The organism is Streptomyces sp. CBMA152 (genome assembly GCF_014596475.1).
Classification (GTDB): Bacteria; Actinomycetota; Actinomycetes; order Streptomycetales; family Streptomycetaceae; genus Streptomyces.
Genome location: NZ_MECJ01000002.1, coordinates 236221 through 254742 on the forward strand (window position 1 = coordinate 236221; position 18522 = coordinate 254742).

An 18522-nucleotide genomic window follows, 5' to 3' on the forward strand; every position below is an offset into this window, starting at 1 on the left:
GGCCTTCGCCGAAGCCGTTTCCGCAGCCTTCCCGGGCGGCGGCGCCGCACCCATCGGCGTCGCCGTCCGGCCGTTCCGGTGATTGTCAGTGGGGCATGTCAGGATCGACGACATGCACCTTCACGTCCCGCTTCCCTCGGATCCGAGCCGGTCGACGGTCTACGTCGACTGGGTCAGGGCCACCGACGCCGACCCCGCCGCGGAAGCCGCCGCGCTCGCGGTGGTCGACGAGGTGGGCGCGAGCATAGCGTCGGCGTATCCGAAGACGGGACGTTGCGTCGACGTTCTTGAACGCCGGGCGCTCCGGCTGCCACCTGCTCATCTGCCCTGGTTCTGGGACACGGTGGGCCACCGGCTGATCTCCTGGCACCCCCGGTCGGCGGCGCGCGCGTACACGCTGGCCCGCAAGGCAGAACGTGAGCAGAAACTGCCCATGGACGCGGACCGGCACCGGGCGAACGTGCTGCTGTATGCCCGCGAAGGAGCGCTTCCGGTCAAGGAGTTGAACGACCATCAGCGCTGGCTGGCCGGTGTGGTGCCCGCTGTCGAGGCGCACGACGAGTACGTACGGGTCCTGACCGCCTGGGCCGCATCTCCGGGCGAGCTGCCCGCCGACCTGGCCCGGCGAGTTCGAGCGTCGGCACGTGCCGCCGGTCTCGGTACGGACGAGGACGCGCGCGTACTGGGGCACTTGCTGGCCTCGGCGGCTGGGAAGGCGGTGCCCGACGGACTGCTGGACGCGGCCGCCGCACTGCTCGCCGATCACCCGCAGGACGACGCCGTCAACGCACGTCTCCTTGACCTGTTCCCGGAGACGAGGAACGACGCCTCGGCCTGGCTGCGGCTCCTGCTGCGCTCCGGCGCCGCCGACGCCGTTGTCGCCGGGCGGCTGACCCCGGAGGGCGGGCTCGCCGCCTGGCTGGGGCGGTACACGCGCGCGTACTCGCACGGCAAGGTCGTGGGCGGCGGGGTGATGCGACAGCCGATGCCGCCGGAACTGTTCGAGCTGGTGGGCCGGTTCGGCCCCCGGCTGCGCGCGGCCGGGACGCCCGTGCGACTCCATGAGGACCGCTACGGCTATCCGGGACTGGACGCGGACCTGCTGGACCTCTGTCTCGCAGAGGGCATGACGGTGGAGGACCCGGGCGGCGCCGTACGACTGGAGTTCTGGGGCGAGCAGTCGCGGCGCGGCCTGAAGGCGCTGGCGGCCGACGCGGTGTTCGGGCGCCGCCTGGAGGGCACGGTCCACGCCGGGCTGCGCGGCGGCGGCACCGCGATCACCAGGCTGCCGCAGAACGAGGGCATCGCCGCCGAGGTGCACACCAGGATCGAGAGCCTGCTCGGTGCGTTGCGCGGCGGCGGTCTCGCGGCGGCCGACGAGGCCCTGGAGGAGTTGCGCGACCTGCTGGACCGGCCGACGGCCACGGCTCTGGACGGCATCGAGGAGGCGCTGGCGGAGCTCGACCTGAGCGGCCCCCTCGCGCGCGCCCTGCGGGCTGGGCTGCCGGAGGAGCTCGGCTGGCCCGCCCTGGACGAGGCGCTGGCCGGGTTCGGGCCCGACGAGATGGTGCGGGTGACGTCCACGTGGCCGGTGCTGACCGTGTACGGGTCGGACCGCGCCGTCGCCGTCGACCACGCGGGCCGACGCGGCACCTGCACGTTCCGGGTGCCCGACGACGCGACCCTGCACACCGTCCACTACGCGGGCGGACAGTTCCTGGTGAGCTGGACGACCTCCGAGCGGTACTCCTTCGGAGAGCACGCCTTCTGGGCCGACCACCCGGACGACGTGTTCGAGCCGGAGAACCTGAACCTTGAGCCGTACGGCGGGATCACCCAGGGCGGCTTCGGGTTCCAGTTCGAGAGCCCGGACGGCGGCGGACGCCACGACGGAGAGCGGGTGCTGCGGCCCGGCGACCGCCACGGCATCGGGGACTACGAGCTCCAGATGAGCGACGGCCACCGGTTCTGGAGCGCCGAGGTGTTCCACTCACGGGGCGACTGGACGCAGGTCGACCCGTTGACGGGGGAGCGCGGCAGTGACCGCACGCTGCCCGACTTCCACCGCGCGCGTGAAGTGCCGCCGGGAATGGAGGAGTTCGGCGACGGCCAGACCTTGGCGGCGCTGCCCCAGGACGCGCCGCCTTCGCCGCTCGGGCAGGACGGCCGCTTGGTCGGCTGCCGGGTCCTCAACCGCACGCCGTACGCGGGGCCTTCGCCGACCGCATTCCTGCTGGAGAACATCGACGGCCGCAGCGCGCGATACCGCAGCCGACGCCCGGGACGGCGGCCCTGGGGCATTGTCGGGCTGCCCGAGGGTGGCGAGTACGCGGTTCTGGTGGGCCAGGACAGCATCCGCTGCCACGCTGCCGAGGACAACTCACTGCTGTGGCAGGTGCACGGCTTCCCCGGCTCGGGCCGCAAGCGGACCGTGACGTTCGGGGAGGACGCGGGCCCGGTACCGCCGCCCGCGTTCTGGCACTTCCTCACCCCGCGCGACCCGTCCTCCTCGAAGACGCTGCGTACCGTGGCGGACGGCACGGCACGGGCGCTGGTCGAGGCCGCGGTCCAGGAGAGGCGCGGAGCGGACGTCCTCCCGGCCACGGTGGCCCGGATGCTGCCCGAAGTGACCGAACCGACGGTCATCAAGGGCGTGTTGAGGGCGGCGCGACTGGCCGCCGATGTGCTGCACCGCCGCGAGGAGCTGTCCCGGCGCGTGGGCATCATGCGGTCGGGCCCGGTGGTGGCGCCGGCCAACCCCGTGGCGGACACCGTGCTCACCCCCGCGCTGTGCGGGCTGCTGCCCGACCTCCTTCCGTACGAGGCACATGTGCCCCAGGCGCACCCCGCGTTGCAGACGGCGATCGCGGCGGACGGCCGTTACCTGCGCGGCGAGATCGACGACGAGACGCGACGCCTTGCGCTGCCCGCCGAACCGGCCGAGTGGGCTGTGTTGGTGGGCCGGATCGACGCGGTGGCCTGGCGCGTCGCCGTCGAGACGACCTCCACCGAGGAGCGCGCGGCACTGTCGGCCCTCCTTGAGACATGGAGCGGGCAGCCGTTCGCCGAACCGGGTGGAGTCTGGCGCACCGGCCGGGCGCCCGACGGGGAGCTTGCCGCATGCCGGTCCGCCGGAGAGACCGTGGCGTCGGGCGCCACGCGCGGCGGGTTGGCCCGCTTCCTCCAGCGGGCAGCCGACCCGGCTCCCGCAGCGGCGGAGGAGTGCGAGACCTCCACGGTCGCCGGGGACGACCGCGTACGCCTGCCCCGGCTCCTTGAGCTCGTGGCACAGCACGGGCCGCTCGTCGTACCGCCCGAGGCGGTGGCGCTCTTCTGCGCGCGTACGGGAGTGCGCCGCTCGATCGCGGCCCTGGTACTCGTCGGCCTGCCCCAGCGGGAGCGGTACGACGACCACCTCAAGATGCTGGGCATGGCGCTGCCCAAGGTGAACCAGAACCTGGTGGGGGAGTACGGCGCGTCCTGCCAGCGGCTCGGCGCGGCGGGCCGGGGCGCGGTCCTCGCGGCGGGCGTGCCGCAGGATCCGGCCGAGCTGTGGGCGCCTGGCGGCGTGAGTGCGGCGGCGGAGCGGATGGCTGCCGTATGGGCCGAACTGCTGGGCGCGAAGCTTTACATGGACGAGGAGTTGGCCGCCGCCCTTGAGGCGGACCTGGGGCTGAGCGACGTCTGGGCGCGCACGCTGACGACTGGCGCCGCTTCGGCGAGTGACGGAGCGTCCGGCGACGCACTGCCCGGCACCAACGGATCCGTACTCGTACGCAACAGGGACGGCGGGATCGACGTGCACCACGTCGATCCCGACGGCACGGCCGGGGCGTGGGTGCCGTGGACCCGGCCCGCGCACAAGGAGGCCGCGTCCGTCGTGGCCTGGGCGCTGACCGAGCGGCCGGTCGGAGATCCGACCGCCGAGGGCGCCGTGAAGCTGTACGAGCAGCTGCGGGCGCGGTTCGACGATCCTCGGACGCTGATCCCCATCGGCCAGTACGCCCCGCTCGCGCGGGCGGTGGCCGGCGACGCGGAGTTCGCGCCGTACCGGGGCGAGATACTGCCCTGCCCCAAGCCCCTGGCGGACGACGCCACCGACATATCCACGGTCTACGACGACGGGCTGCTGGTCGTCGCCGTGCCCCGGGGTGAGGTGTTCGTGCGATCGGCGATGCTCGCCGAGCCGGAGCGGGTGGAGCGGGCGCTGCGGTTCTGCGACGAGGTGAAGCTGCCCTGGCTGCGGGAGGACATCGTCAGGCTCCGGGGGACGTTCGACGGGCTGGACCGGATGGCCGCGCGTGCGGCCGCGACGCCGGTCTCCCCGGGCGGGTACGAGATGAACCCGGCGCTCAGCACCCCGGACCTGGTCGCCGAGGCCGCGCGGTCCCTCGGTGTCGGTGCGGACGCAGCCGCCCTGTACCTCCAACTCCTGGCGCTCGCCCGGCCCACCGACAAGAACGTCCGCCGCTGGAACGGCTGGTCGGCAGCCCGGCACAAGGCGGCCCAGGCGGAGCTGGTGGCGGCCGGTGTGGTGGAGAGCGACAAACGGGCCCGGGCGGGGCGCACGGCGTTCCTCCCCGGCCCATGGACGGAGGTGAACGCGCCGGACCTCCCGTTGGAGGAGGCGAAGGCCGCTGCCCATCTGACGGTTGTGCTGGGGAAACGGCCCTACGGCCCGTTCGTCCGACTTCTGCCCCCGCTGCCGCCGCACGAGTTGTTCGCCCGGGCGTGGGCGGTCAGCGGACCCAGGTCGTCGTGAGGGACTGGACGGCCGAGCCGTCGAGGTCGGCGAGCTTGGTGGCCACGAAGTCGCGGGCCCAGTCGGAGGTCTGGATCCGCAGCGGCGGCCGCTCGGCGGCGAGCGCGCTGATCACGGGCGCCGCGGCCTCGGCCGACGTCTGGGCGTTGTCGAAGGACTTCCGGGCGCGGTTGATGTACGCCTCCAGGGCCGGGGCGTAGGGCCCGGCGGCGGTGAGCAGCGCGGGGACGTCGAGCTGCTGGCTGGCGACGAACTCGCTGGCCACCGCGCCCGGTTCGACCAGAATGACGCCGACGCCGGTGGTCGCGGCGACGGGCGCCAGTGACTCCATGAAGCCCTCGACCGCGAACTTCGCGGCGCAGTACGCCTCATTGAAGGGCTGGCCCACCACGCCGCCGACGCTCGTGACGGTGATGACGCGGCCGTGCGAGGCGCGCAGATGGGGGAGGGCGGCACGGGTCACCTCGACGACGCCGAAGTAGTTGACCTCCATGGCGGCGCGAACCGGGTCCATACCGTTCTGCTCGACGGTGCCGAGGAACCCGGCGCCCGCGTTGTTCACCACGGCGTCGAGCCGGCCGTGCTCGGCGACGACCTCGTCCAGGCATCGGGCGACGGAGGCGGGATCGGTCACGTCGAGCTGCTTGACCTGGAGCAGGTCGGCGACGCCCGCCTCGGCGGCCGCGGCGAGCAGGGCGTCAGCCCGCCCGGTGTCCCGCATGGTGGCGACGGTGTGCCAGCCCGCCTTCGCGGCTCCGACGGCGGCGGCCAGGCCGATTCCCGACGAGGTGCCGGTGATCAGAACAGTGTTGTTGTTCGTGGTGCTCATGAGGTCTTTTCTCCGCTCGGACAAGCAGGGGATATCTGTGCGTGCACACACACCATACGATTGTGTGTACGTACACGCAAACAGGTAGGGTGGCGGCATGGCGCACAACGACCTCACCCTGGGCGAGCTCACCCCCCGCGACCACGCCTTTTACGGGCTGGTGTGGGCCGGGGCGACGCTCAGCGCCCGGGTGGACCAGGCCCTGGTCCGGGCGCATGAGCTGCCGCTCTCCTGGTTCGAGGTGATGCTGTGGCTGCACGGCCAGAGCGAGCCGGTCGCCGCCTCCGACCTGGGCGCCAAGACGCTGCTCAGCCGCAGCCAGGTCTCCCGCGTGGTCGACTCCCTCCAGGCGCGCGGCCTGGTGGCCCGCGTCCCGTCGGAGACGGACGCCCGTTCCGTACGGATCGCCCTCACCGACGCCGGGCGGCGCGCCTTCGCCGAGGCCGACGCCACCCGCCGGTCCACGCTGGCCGACGTCTTCGACGACCGGCTGGACGACAGCGACATCGAGGCCCTGGAAACGATCTGGGCCAAGCTCAAGCAGCCTCGCGACGCGTGACGCCGCCCCCTCACCACAACGGCCACCGCCAGAACGGCGGTGGCCGTGTGATGTCACCGATTCCGGTCGGGAAGCGGCGGGAGCCGTGCGACGCGGTTACGCCTGGGCCTTGATCAGCCGCCAGTCGCCGACGTTGCTCGACCGGTTCCAGTAGGCGCTGGTGCACACGTCGTACTTGCCGCCGGACGCCGTGGTGCCGCCGTTGGTCTCCAGGAAGCTCCCGGTCGGCGAGTAGAGGTTCCACAGGATGACGACGTCGTTGACCCGTACGGCCTGGTCGGCGGGGGCCGAGGTCTGGGCGAAGATCCGCCAGCTCGCGGTGCCCGCCCCCGCCCGGTCCTTGTCCTTGTTGGTCGTCACGTCGTACTTGGCCGCCGCGGTCTGGGACGGTGAGGCCCCGCCGTTGGTGTCCAGGTACCCGCCGTCGTTGGCGTAGAGGTTGCGCAGGTGGATGACGTCACCGCTCATCACCTGCTCGCCGGTCTTCTTCCCGGCGGCGGAGATGATCTCCCAGGTGCCGGTGCCCGTGGCGCGCGCGGGGGTCTCCGTGGTGGAGACGCCGTACAGGGCGCCTGTCTGGCTGCTCCCGCCGTTGGTGTCGAGGTACCCGCCCTTCCAGCCGTTGTAGCCGTTCTGGATGTGGACCCTGTCGCCGTACTTGAGTACGTCGGCCATGGCCGCCCCCTCAGTCGATGAGTGATCCCCCTGACGAACGGACCTGAAGCTCCGTCATCTAGGGACGAAGCCAAGCAGCGGGCGGCGAACAGTGACAGGGCTCGAACCAGCCAAGGATCGGACCACCCTCCGCTCCGACGTTTTCGGCCCCGGTCGCGGCTACGGTTCGAAGGCCGCGAGAAGGTGTTCCAGGGCCGCCTGGTCCGGCCCGGCGGGACGGTCTCGGGTTCCATGTCCCTGAGCGGCTGCATGGTGGCGAGCTCCGCGCTCGGCGTCGTACCGCCGAAGCAGCGCGCTACCCGCCCGTACACGTGAGATCGGCGGACGGCAGTCGTCCGGAGGCGAGATAGGTGTTGACCGTGTCATTGACACAGGCGTTGGCGTAGGTCAGGCCGTAGACCGCGTGACGGTCGGAGTTCCGTACGGTGAGCAGGCGGGAGCTGGGCCAGCGGGTGTGCATGGCCTGGGCCTCGGAGTAGAGGACGCGCGGATCACCCGTGGAGTTGACGAGCAGCGCCGGGACGTCGTTGTCGACCACGGTCGGCCGCTCGGGCGGCCGTGTCCAGAAGGCGCACGGGGTGATGTCGTTGAAGAGCGGGCCGAAGAGCGGGTGGTGTGCGCGGCTGTGCTCGACGGCCCGCCAGAACACCTCCGGGTCGCGTGGGCCGGGTGTGTCGGCGCAGAGATATGCCGTCTGTGTGCTGCCGTACGCGGAGTCCTGGCCGGTGAACAGCGACGGCAGCAACTCCGCGAGGCCCGGGTCCGGCTCCGCCCGCCCGGTCTCGGCGGCCCGCTTCAAGGTGCGGACCATGACGGCGATGTCCTGGTCGGTCTGCCGCAGGTCCTCGCCGAGCACCCCGTACATCAGGAGCGGCACCGCATGCCGGTCGAGTTTGTACGTGCCCACCACGAGCGGTTTTCGCACGGCGGCGGCCTGGACGCGGTCGACGGTGGCGAGCACCGCGTCCGCCGTGCTGCCGAGGCCGTAGGCGGCGTTGTCGGTGGCGGCCCAAGTCGCCCAGTGGCGCAGGGCGTTCTCGTTGGCCTGCTCGGTTCCGTACTCCGCCCAGGGCGCGAGGTGGCGCGGCTCGTGGACGCCGTCGAAGACGACCCGGTCGGTGCGGCCCGGGAACATCGCGGTGTACACCTCGCCGAGGTACGTACCGTACGAGATCCCGAGGTAGGAGATCCGCCGTCGGCCGAGTACGCCGCGCACCACGTCCATGTCCCGGGCGGCGTTCCGGCTCGACGCGTACGGCAGCAGATCGCCCGCGTTGCGTCGGCACTTCGCGGCCAGGCCGCGCTGGAAGGCCGTCATGCGGAGGAAATCGGCACGGTCGACACCGGCCGCGCGCATATACGTGGAGGTGGGCCAGCGGCATTCGAGGGGCGCGTTGCGGCCGACGAACCGGGGGTCGATGCCCACCAGGTCGAATCGTGCGGCGACCTTCTTGAGCGCGGTGTGACGGGTCGTCAGGTAGTCGATGGCCGGGTCACCCGGGCCGCCCTCGTTCACCACGAGGGCGCCGATCCGGTGGGCGCGGTCGGTGGCCGGGATGACCGCGACCGCGACGGAGATCGTACGGCCGCCCGGGTGCGTGTAGTCGGGGGGGACCTTCACGGCCGCGCACCGCGCGCCCAGGGCGTCGAGCTGCTTGCCCGGGGTGTCCTCGGCGTTGCGCACACAGGACTTCCAGGCCGGGGACTGGCGGTAGTAGCGGTCGAGCGAGTGGTCGGCGGCGGCCGAGGCCGGAAGGGCGGCGGTGAGTGACAGCGCGGCGACCAGGGCCGTCGTCGCCCGGAAGTGGAGGCGATTGCGGTACGCGAGCTTCATGCCACGGAGCGTAGTTCCTGTTAAGTGCGCCTTCGGGCGGATTGCGCAAAATGGTCACTGCGGCACAGTGCGATTGCGCCAGGCGCCGGTTCGGGCACCATGGTCACGTGCCGAGAAACCGACGAACGCCACCGCCGCCCACGCCAGTTGACGACCCGTTGCTGGACCAGGCCCTCACGGACCTCGACTGGTACGCGCGCTGTCGCGACCGCGCCCGCCGGTGGCACTGGGGCACCGAACTGGGCGCGCTGCTGACCGGTGCCGCGACCGTGGTGGCGGCGGGCATCCAGGCTCCCGCCGCCGTCACGGCCACCCTCGCGGGAATGACCGTCTTCATCGGTGGATTCCGCCAGGTCTTCGGTCACGCGGAGCGCCATGTGCTCGCCTCGGAGGCCTGGTCGAGGCTGCACCTGGCGGTCCGCCGCTACCGTCTCGTCCCCGAGGAGCAACGGGACGAGTCCGTCCGCCGACGCCTCCTCGAAGAGGTCGAGACGGTGGCGACGACCGAACTGCAAAGCTGGGCGGCCAGTCGGCGCGGACGGCAGCCCGGGCCACTCATGGGCAGTCAACTGCCGTAGGGTTCAGCCGACTTGAGGCGAGTCCGTTACGTCCGGTTCAGCCCGTGAAGTGGAGGCAGATGCCGAGCGGCGCGCCCCAGCCGGTGTGTACGCGGACCAGTACCGCGCTGTTGACCACGGTGACGTTCTCCGAGTAGACGTGCGCGTCGCCGACGAACTCCTGGGAGGGCAGGCCGCCGCCAGCCTCGGACGCGGAGGCGGTCACCGGCTGTCCGGCCGACACGGGGGCGCCGTACCAGGGTATGGTCTGGCCGTCGTTCACCCCGGTGTAGCAGTTGGTCTGGGTGAACGAGGTCGCGCCGAAGGCTCTCTTGCTCACCAGCGTGGCGGCGGAGTGGTTCTCCCGGGCGCTGTTGCCGGAGGGGGCGGAGCTGGAGGACGACTTCGGGGTGGTGTCCGCCGAGGCGATCCCGGGAGCGGTCAGGAGCGCGGCGGCCACGGCCGTCACGCCCAGCACACCGGTCAGCGAGCGCTTGGCCTGCGAGGAAATCCGCATGGTGGTTCCTTTCTGTTCTGGTGAAAGTGGAGTGTCGGACGGGAATTCATGGGTGGCGCAAAGGTGCGATGGAGCTGTCGTGACCGACGTCATACGGTGATGCCGTACCGTGATGTCATGAGCCCATCAAATCCCTGACCGGGTGCGGCGGCGAGAACGTCGCCGAGCACTGCCACGCTAGGTCGATGCGAAAGTCGTCCGGTATCCCGAGTTCTGGGTATGGCGCGACGGACGGTCCGTGTGCTCGCCGGGGAATGCGCCTCCTGTGGCCGACCTCCGAGAGGGCTGTGCGGCCAGGTGAGTTGTGCGCCCTGCAAAGGCGCGGCGCGCGGCGCCTAGACTGGGGGCGTGCCGGGCCCGGGGACGTGGTCCGGGCGGAAACGGGAGAGCGAACGTGACGGCACGCAACGGCCATGTCGAGGACCCGCCTGCCGAAGTGCTGGCGGAGGCGGCCGCCGTGTTCGGCCTGCTGGCCTCGCCCGCGCGGCTGCACATCGTATGGGCCCTGGCGCAGGGCGAGAGCGATGTCACCGGGCTCGCGGAACGCGTCGGGGGCGCCCTGCCCGCGGTGAGCCAGCATCTGACCAAGCTGAAGCTCGCGGGCCTCGTCCGCGCGCGGCGCGAGGGCCGGCGGCAGATCTACTTCGTCGACGATCCTCATATGGTCTCGATCGTCCGGCTGGTGATGGGGCAGCTGACCGAGCCCGTCGAGGAGCCCGAACGCCGACTGCGCGGCCTCGGCTGAGATACGACGGTGATGACGGTGGGGCACAAGGGCAGAGGAGGGGGTCGGTGATGGCCGAGCGCCGCAGGCGTGGGCTGGGTTGGTGGCTGGTGCTTCCGGTCCTCGCGCTCGCCCTCTGGGCGTGGGCGCGCGGTGGCGACGGTCCGGACACGAAGAGCGCGGCCCCGCAGAGTTCCGTCAAACCCACCCCGTCGGCGAGCCGCACGGCCTCCGCCGACAAGCACACCGCGTACGACCCCGCCGACTACGCCCCGCAGGTGCGTACGTACGCGAAGAAGGCGGGCGTCAGCGCGCAGCTGCTGATGGCGATCCTCTACAACGAGTCCTACAAACCGCACGACCCCGACTTCGAACGGTCCTGGCAGCGCTACAAGACCGACTCCGCCTTCGGCATCGCCAATATGCACCGGGCCGCCTTCGACGACACCAAGCGCGGCCGCGACTTCGCCGACCGGCGGTGGGACGAGCTGCCCGACGACCGCACCCTGGCCGTCGAGGCGGCTGCCTGGCATCTGCACGACCTGGCGAAGCAGCTGCCCGCGCACTGGACCGGCGCACGCACCAAGGACGAGCTGCTCGCGATGGGGTACAACGCGGGCGGTGGCAACATGCTGGCCTTCGCCCGCGGCGTCCGGCCGGGCAGCCAGGCCCAGTCGTATCTCGACACACTGCACAACAACTGGGACAAAGCAGGCACTGCCGTGCGCGACTGACGCCCGAAATACCCCCTTCTTCCCCTTTTGTGCCGCCCCGCTCTCGGCAACACTTTAAAAGTTGCGCAATGCTTGAAGTATGGTGTCCGGCGGGAACGCCTGCCGCCGGTCGGGCGGGGCGTGCGAGGGCTTGGGGGTGGGGAATGGCGCGCGACGGGGACGGGCTGCGGGCGCAGGACAGGCCGGTCTTCGCCCACGTCCTCCAACAGGCCCTCGATTCACCGGAGATACGTGCGGCGCTGCGCGATGCCTCCGTAACCGTCCGCCCCGAGTGGCTGCGGGCCCAGGCGCTGCGCGATCGGGAGGTGATCGCCGAGATGGCGGTCGTCGAGTATCGCGTGTACCTCCGGGCGAGCGCCGTCGCCGAGTCCGATTCCGACGGAGGAGTGTCGGATCCGAGCGCCTCGTGGCGCGACGGCGAGCAAGTCACCAGTGCGCGCGCCGAGTTGCTGTCCGCGCTCACCTTTTTCATACCCGCGCTGAGCGCCGTCGCCGCGGCCGCCTTCCTTCTCATCGGCCACAGCCTGGAACTCGTGGGGCTGCATCCGCTGCTCGCCGACGAGTTGCAGACGTGGGGGTGGGGATTCGCCCTGGTCGCCGGAGCGGGTGCGGCCGTCGTGCTCGCCCGGCTCCTGATGGCGGCCGCGCACAACACCCCGGCGGCCATGGCCGAACCGGCGGCGGACGCGTTCGACCGCGCCCGGCGTGAACAGGCCGTATGGCGCCAGGCGTTGCTCGAACGCGGAGTGCTCCCGTATCTGCGTCGTCGTATAGGTGAGGAGCGGCGGGCGGCGTCGGACACCGAGACGCGCCGTTGATATTTTAGTGATTGCGCAAGTGATGTAACTATAGTGACGGGCGCAGCAGGACTCGACGGACTCGACGCACTGGAGGAAGACCGTGGGAGTGACCCTGTCCAAGGGCGGCAACGTTTCGCTGAGCAAGGAGGCACCCGGCCTGAGCGCCGTGACGGTCGCCCTCGGCTGGGACGTGCGGACCACCACCGGAGCCGACCACGACCTCGACGCCAGCGCGCTGCTGTGCACGGAGGCCGGCAAGGTCGTCTCCGATCAGCACTTCGTCTTCTACAACAACCTGACCAGCCCGGACGGCTCCGTCCAGCACACCGGCGACAACCTCACCGGTGAGGGCGAGGGCGACGACGAGTCCATCAACGTCGACCTGTCGCGTGTGCCCGCAAACGTCGCGAAGATCGTCTTTCCGGTCTCCATCCACGACGCGAACGCCCGGGGCCAGAGCTTCGGCCAGGTCCGCAACGCGTACATCCGTGTGGTCAACCAGGCCGGCAACGCGGAGCTGGCCCGGTACGACCTGAGCGAGGACGCCTCGACCGAGACCGCGATGGTGTTCGGCGAGCTGTACCGCCACGGCGGCGAGTGGAAGTTCCGCGCCGTCGGCCAGGGGTATGCCTCGGGCCTCGCGGGGATCGCGTCCGATTACGGCGTCAACGTCTGAGCGTCTCGGCGGCGGCATTTCGAAAACATCGGCATGAACTTCGGGATCATGCCGGTGACCGGCATGCCGCTGCCTTTCGCCGGCTACGGAGGTTCTTCCCTGTTCACCGGCTGGATCGCCGTGGGTTTGCTCCAAATGATAAGGGTCCGATAAGGTCCCGGCGAACCGTCACAGGCTGAACACAGAATTGACCCCTGGTTTCCTTTGATTCGAACGGATTTGGCGAAGAGTCGGCCGACTCTTGGTGCGCTGTTTGTCGTTGAGATACGAACCACGGCCGCTCATCGCGCATCTCTCAATACGTTCAGCCCGCGTCCGCACGCGCGGAGCACAATTCCAAAGGAAACCTGCCTTGAACCCGCAACCGCCATACCCCGCCTCGGTGCGACGGATGACACATCCGCAGGAGCTGCTGACAGCTCGCCCCACCACCGGGGCACTCTGGCAGCCCGTTCCGCCGCCCGCCGCTCGCACACTTCTCGACGTCCTGGAGACGACCGCACGGACCCACCCCGCGGCGCCCGCCCTGGAAGCCGGGAACAGAGTGCTCGACTACCGCACCCTGATGGCCGAAGTCGGCGAGCTGGCAGCCAAGTTCAGAGCGCAGGGCATCGGGGTGGGGGACCGGGTCGGCATACGTGTGCCCTCCGGCACCACCGACCTGTATGTGGCCATCCTCGCGGTGCTCCACGCAGGTGCGGCCTATGTGCCGGTCGACGCCGACGAAGGTGAAGAGCGCGCCGAGATGATCTGGTCCGAGGCCGCGGTGTGCGCGGTCGTCGGCGCCGGACTCTCGGTGCTCCCGCGTTACGAGACGGCGCCGCAGGCGATTCGCCGCAGGCCGTCGCTGGACGACGACGCGTGGATCATCTTCACCTCCGGGACCACCGGGGTGCCCAAGGGCGTGGCCGTCAGCCATCGCTCCGCCGCCGCGTTCGTCGACGCCGAGGCCCGGCTGTTCCTCCAGAACGCGCCGCTGGGCCCCGGCGACCGTGTGCTGGCCGGGCTTTCGGTGGCGTTCGACGCCTCCTGCGAGGAGATGTGGCTCGCCTGGCGGCACGGTGCCTGTCTGGTCCCGGCGCCGCGCTCGCTGGTGCGTGCGGGCGTCGACCTCGGGCCGTGGCTGGTCGAGCGGGGTATCACCGTGGTGTCGACCGTGCCCACGCTCGTGGCGCTCTGGCCGCCCGCCGCGCTCGACCGGGTGCGGCTGCTGATCGTCGGCGGCGAGGCCTGCCCGGCCGAACTGGTGGACCGGCTCGGCGGCGGACGCGAGATGTGGAACACCTACGGCCCCACCGAAGCCACCGTGGTCGCCTGCGCGGCCCGGTGCCTGCCCGGTGAGCCCGTACGTATCGGAACACCGCTGGACGGCTGGCAGCTCGCGGTCGTCGACACCCAGGGCCACCCCGTGCCGTGGGGTGCGAGCGGTGAACTGGTCATCGGGGGCGTCGGCACCGCCCGCTACCTCGACCCCGTCAAGGACGCCGAGAAGTTCGCGGCCCACCCCGCCCTGGAGGGCCGCCGCGCCTACCGCAGCGGCGACCTGGTCCGCGCGGAACCCGAGGGGCTGATCTACCTCGGCCGCGCCGACGAACAGGTGAAGATCGCCGGACGCCGTATCGAACTCGGCGAGATCGACGCCGCGTTGCAGGCGCTGCCCGGGGTCCGGGCGGCCGCTGCCGCAGTGCGTACGACAGGGAGCGGCGCCCAGATCCTCGTCGGCTATCTCGTACCTGATAGACCGTCAGCCAATGGCGGCCTGGACACCGGCGCCGCCCGGCGTCAGCTGCTCGAACGGCTGCCGCAGGCCCTGGTCCCCGTCCTCGCGCTCGTCGGCGACCTGCCCACCCGCACCTCCGGCAAGGTCGACCGCAACGCCCTGCCCTGGCCGCTGCCCCAGTCCTCAATGGGTGCGGACGACAGCGCGGGGCAGCCGCTGGAAGGCACCGCGGCCTGGCTCGCGACGCTCTGGCAGGACCTGCTGGGCATGCCGGTGACGGCGGACGCGGACTTCTTCGTGCTCGGCGGCACCAGCCTCGGCGCCGCCAAGCTGGTCACCGCGCTGCGCGACCGCTATCCGGCGGTCTCCGTGGCGGACGTGTACCACTGCTCGGGTCTGCTCGCGCTCGCGGACCGGCTCGACTCGTTCGGCATGCGCGGTGCGGCCCGCCGTGAGGTGAAGCCGACGCCGCGTCACGTCGGAGCGGTCCAAAGCCTCGTCCTGGCCGTGCTGTTCACCGTGACCGGGCTCCGCTGGCTGCTCGCGCTCGCCACCCTCGACAACATGATCGGCCCGCTGCCCTGGGCCCCGCACACCTCCTGGTGGGTGGTGATCGGCGGCTGGGTCCTGCTCTACAGCGCCCCCGCCCGCCTCGGCATCGGCGCGGGCCTGGCCCGCCTGCTCACCCGGGGCATGCGCCCGGGCGACTACCCCCGGGGCGGCGCCACCCATCTGCGGCTGTGGGCGGCCGAGCGGGTGGTGGCTACCTTCGGCGTCCCGGCACTGCTCGGCACGCCATGGGCCTCGGTGTACGCACGTGCGCTCGGCTGTGACGTCGGCCGCGACATCGTGCTGCACACCATGCCGCCGGTGACGGGCCTCGCCCGCCTCGGCGACGGCTGCTCGATCGAGCCGGAGTCCGATCTCTCCGGCTGGTGGCTCGACGGTGACGTGCTGCGTCTCGGCGAGGTACGCATCGGGGCCGGCGCCCGGGTGGCGACGCGCTCGATGCTCTTCCCCGGCGCGCAGGTGGGCGAGGGCGCCGAGCTCGCGCCCGGAGCCTCCCTCGACGGCGCGGTGCCCCCGTACGAGCGCTGGGTCGGTGTGCCCGCCCGGCGCGACGCGGCCGCGGCCCCGGCGGGCAGCGACTGGCCCGCTCCGCCCCGCCACCACCGCCGCCATCGCCGCAATCCCCGGCGCTGGCACTGGGCGTACGCGGCCGCGCTGCTCGGTTTCAACGTCCTGCCACTGCTTGCGATGGTTCCGGCCCTGGCGTTCCTCTACGAGGTCGCCGGACATGACAGCTCGCTCGGCGTGCTGCTCGGAGATCTGCTGTGGACCGCGCCGATCCTGACCGTGCTCAGCGCGACCTGCTACGCCGCTCTGCTGGTGGTCGTGGTCCGGCTGGCCGCACGGGCGCTCAAGCCCGGTTTCCATCCGGCGCACGGCAAGGCGGCCTGGTGCGCCTGGGTCACCGCACGCCTGATGGACCAGGCCCGGGGCTCTCTCTTCCCCTTCTACGCCAGCCTGTTCACCCCCGTATGGCTGCGTCTGCTCGGCGCGCGGGTGGGGCGGCGAGCGGAGCTGTCCACCGTGCTCACGCTGCCGAGCCTGATGACGGTCGAGGAGGGTGCGTTCCTCGCGGACGACACCCTGATCGCACCGTACGAGACACGCGGCGGCTGGCTGCGGCTGGGCAAGGCGAGCGTCGGACGGCGGGCGTTCGTCGGCAACTCCGGCATCGTCGGACCGGGCCGCGACCTGCCCGACGGCGCGCTCGTCGGCGTACTGTCCGACGCGCCCGCACACGCCGAACCCGGCTCGTCCTGGCTCGGCAGGCCCGGATTCACCGTGGCGCGCAGCGCGGACACGGGCGATGTCAGCCGTACCTTCGAGCCGCCCAGGCGTCTGGTGCTGGCCCGCGCGGCGGTCGAACTGTGCCGTGTCATACCGCTGTTGTGCAGCGCGATACTCGCCGATGTGTCGTTCGTCGTCCTTCAGGAAGTCGTCAACCTCGACGGCTGGGCCCTGGCGTCCGCGCTGGCCGGTGCGTTGATGCTGGTGACCGGAGTGGTGGCGTGTCTGACCACGACGGTCGCGAAGTGGCTCCTGGTGGGCCGGTTCCGCCAGGGTGAACACCCGCTGTGGAGCTCGTTCGTGTGGCGCAACGAGCTGTTCGACACCTTCGTCGAGGAGCTCGCCATGCCCTGGCTGGGCAGCTCCCTGATCGGAACGCCTTTCCTCAACACCTGGATGCGGACGCTGGGCGCGCGTATCGGGCGCGGGGTGTGGTGCGAGAGCCACTGGCTGCCCGAGACGGATCTGGTGCGGCTCGACGACGGTGCGAGCGTCAACCGGGGCTGTGTGCTGCAGACGCACCTGTTCCACGACCGGCTGATGCGCATCGACGAGGTCCACCTCGGCCGGGGCGCCACGCTCGGCCCGCACTCGATCGTGCTGCCCGGCTCGTCGATCGGCGCCACCTCGGTGGTCGGCCCGTCGTCGCTGGTGATGCGCGGCGAGCAGGTTCCGGCCGACACCCGCTGGCTGGGCAACCCGGTCTCCGCGTGGACGCCGCAGAGCAACGAACCGGCGACCGCCGCAGTGTGACGTCATGTCAGAGGGCCCGCTCGCGTGCCGCGGGCGGGCCCCCGCGAACCCTTCAAGGAGACAAACCGTGTGTGGCTGGACTCGTCGGGCGTTCGTCACCGGCGCGCTGTCGCTCCCTGTGTACGCCGCATCGACGGGTGGAGGCCGGATGGACGCCGATGGAGTGACCCAGGCCGAAGAGCGCCGCGCCCAGGCGACCGGCCACTACTTCCCCCGCCACGGCGACCCCGCGTTCCACCCCACCGCGTACGACCTGCGACTGGCCTACCTCCCGTCGCAGCGCACCCTGACGGGTGTCGCGCGGGTGACCGCCACGGCCGAGGCGGCCGTCGAGCGCATCGGCCTCGATCTGTCGGCCGCGCTCGGGGTGAGCGCGGTGAGCCTGGACGGGGTGGACACCCGGTTCCGGCACCGGCGGGGCAAGTTGTGGATCGACGCGCCGAGCGGGCTGCGGCCCGGGCAGTCGTTCACCGCCGAGGTGCGCTACTCGGGCAGGCCCCGGCCGCTGCGCACCCCGTACGGCGACATCGGCTGGGACTACACCCCCACCGGTGTCCTGGTGGCCAGCCAGCCGCTGGGGGCGTCGTCGTGGTTCCCCTGCAACGACCGCCCCGGCAGCAAGGCCGCGTACCGGATGGCGGTGACGGTTCCCGACGGGCATCAGGTGGTCGCCAACGGGACGCTGAGCGAGCGCAGTCCGGCGAAGGCGGGGCATTCGACGTGGACGTATGAACACCGCAGGCCGATGGCGAGCTATCTGGCGACGCTCAACATCGGCCGGTTCGCCTTCAGCGAGCAGCACGGCGGCCCGGTGCCGATCCGCAACGCCTACCCGCCCCGTATGGCGGCGGCGTTCGCGCACGACTTCGGACGCCAGCCCCAGATGATGCGGCTCTTCGAGCGCCACTTCGGACCGTATCCCTTCGAGGTGTACGGATCGGTCGTGGTGGAGGCCGAGTTGGACCAGCCGGTGGAGAACCAGACATACTCCCTCTTCGGCGCCAACCACCTGGACGGCAAGCGCGGCAGTGAACACCTGGTCGCCCATGAGCTGGCCCACCACTGGTTCGGCAACAGCGTCGGACTCACCGAGTGGCGGCACATCTGGCTGAACGAGGGGTTCGCCACCTACTGCGAGTGGCTGTGGTCGGAAGAGTGCGGTGACGCCGACGCCGATGACTGCGCGGCGGCGAACTGGGCCGACCTCGCCGACGACAGCCAGCGGGTGCGGATCGGCGACCCGGGCCCGGCCAAGCTCTTCGACGAGCGGGTGTACTCACGGGGCGCCTGCACCCTCCACGCGCTGCGCACCACGATCGGCGACGAGCGGTTCTTCGCGACGCTGCGGGCGTGGGCGACCGAATACCGCCATCGCAACGCCGGGACGGACGAATTCATCGCCCTCGCCGAACGGCACGCGGGCCGAAGCCTCAGTGATTTCTTCCACCCGTGGCTGTACGAGAAGCGGCTGCCGCCGCTGCCGAGCGACGAGTGACCGGCACACCGCCGTACGCTCGCACCGGCG

Annotated in this window: 13 protein-coding genes and 1 pseudogene; 10 read left to right on the forward strand and 4 right to left on the reverse strand. The window is 71.4% G+C overall.

Annotated elements, in window-relative coordinates; genetic code table 11:
• Nucleotides 1-112: 112 nt before the first annotated feature.
• Nucleotides 113-4762: a hypothetical protein gene (locus BG418_RS02035; RefSeq protein ID WP_188271878.1), complete on the forward strand. Its 4650-nt coding sequence runs from the start codon at nt 113-115 to the stop codon at nt 4760-4762.
• On the opposite strand, the gene BG418_RS02040 is transcribed toward BG418_RS02035, so the two are convergent.
• Nucleotides 4740-5591, reverse strand: a complete 852-nt coding sequence (locus BG418_RS02040) for an SDR family NAD(P)-dependent oxidoreductase (protein ID WP_188271879.1) — start codon at nt 5589-5591, stop codon at nt 4740-4742. The genes BG418_RS02035 and BG418_RS02040 overlap by 23 nt on opposite strands.
• 97 nt (nt 5592-5688) lie before the next feature.
• Here BG418_RS02040 and BG418_RS02045 point away from each other — a divergent pair, with 97 nt between their 5' ends.
• Nucleotides 5689-6150: a MarR family winged helix-turn-helix transcriptional regulator gene (locus tag BG418_RS02045; RefSeq protein ID WP_188271880.1), complete on the forward strand. Its 462-nt coding sequence runs from the start codon at nt 5689-5691 to the stop codon at nt 6148-6150.
• A gap of 96 nt (nt 6151-6246) precedes the next feature.
• Here the strand turns inward: BG418_RS02045 and BG418_RS02050 are convergent, their stop codons facing one another.
• The gene (locus BG418_RS02050) at nt 6247-6825 is read right to left on the reverse strand and encodes a hypothetical protein (protein WP_188271881.1); all 579 of its coding nucleotides are present in this window, start codon (nt 6823-6825) and stop codon (nt 6247-6249) included.
• A 295-nt stretch (nt 6826-7120) separates the two neighbouring features.
• Nucleotides 7121-8659, reverse strand: a complete 1539-nt coding sequence (locus tag BG418_RS02055) for an alpha/beta hydrolase (RefSeq protein WP_188271882.1) — start codon at nt 8657-8659, stop codon at nt 7121-7123.
• A gap of 107 nt (nt 8660-8766) precedes the next feature.
• On the opposite strand from BG418_RS02055, the gene BG418_RS02060 reads away from it, so the two are divergent.
• Nucleotides 8767-9237, forward strand: a complete 471-nt coding sequence (locus BG418_RS02060; protein WP_317453466.1) for an SLATT domain-containing protein — start codon at nt 8767-8769, stop codon at nt 9235-9237.
• A gap of 37 nt (nt 9238-9274) precedes the next feature.
• Here the strand turns inward: BG418_RS02060 and BG418_RS02065 are convergent, their stop codons facing one another.
• Nucleotides 9275-9733 carry a hypothetical protein gene (locus tag BG418_RS02065; RefSeq protein WP_188271884.1) on the reverse strand — a complete coding sequence of 153 codons (459 nt, stop codon included), beginning with the start codon at nt 9731-9733 and terminating at the stop codon, nt 9275-9277.
• Nucleotides 9734-10127: 394 nt separating this feature from the next.
• On the opposite strand from BG418_RS02065, the gene BG418_RS02070 reads away from it, so the two are divergent.
• The 7 genes and pseudogenes from BG418_RS02070 to BG418_RS02100 all read left to right on the forward strand — a co-directional run bounded on the left by BG418_RS02070 (nt 10128) and on the right by BG418_RS02100 (nt 18492).
• Entirely contained in the window at nt 10128-10478 is a 351-nt protein-coding gene (locus tag BG418_RS02070; RefSeq protein ID WP_188271885.1) for a metalloregulator ArsR/SmtB family transcription factor, read from the forward strand.
• A 50-nt stretch (nt 10479-10528) separates the two neighbouring features.
• On the forward strand, nt 10529-11191 hold the full coding sequence (locus BG418_RS02075) for a transglycosylase SLT domain-containing protein (RefSeq protein ID WP_188271886.1): 663 nt from the start codon (nt 10529-10531) through the stop codon (nt 11189-11191).
• Between the two features lie 143 nt (nt 11192-11334).
• Nucleotides 11335-12009: a hypothetical protein gene (locus tag BG418_RS02080; protein WP_188271887.1), complete on the forward strand. Its 675-nt coding sequence runs from the start codon at nt 11335-11337 to the stop codon at nt 12007-12009.
• Between the two features lie 82 nt (nt 12010-12091).
• The gene (locus tag BG418_RS02085) at nt 12092-12667 is read left to right on the forward strand and encodes a TerD family protein (RefSeq protein ID WP_188271888.1); all 576 of its coding nucleotides are present in this window, start codon (nt 12092-12094) and stop codon (nt 12665-12667) included.
• An 18-nt stretch (nt 12668-12685) separates the two neighbouring features.
• Nucleotides 12686-12820: pseudogene (locus BG418_RS02090) on the forward strand (FtsW/RodA/SpoVE family cell cycle protein); the annotation flags it as partial.
• A gap of 238 nt (nt 12821-13058) precedes the next feature.
• Entirely contained in the window at nt 13059-16997 is a 3939-nt protein-coding gene (locus BG418_RS02095) for a Pls/PosA family non-ribosomal peptide synthetase (RefSeq protein ID WP_188271890.1), read from the forward strand.
• A gap of 148 nt (nt 16998-17145) precedes the next feature.
• Nucleotides 17146-18492 (forward strand): M1 family metallopeptidase, encoded by a 1347-nt coding sequence (locus BG418_RS02100; RefSeq protein ID WP_188271891.1) that lies wholly within the window; start codon nt 17146-17148, stop codon nt 18490-18492.
• Nucleotides 18493-18522: the final 30 nt, after the last annotated feature.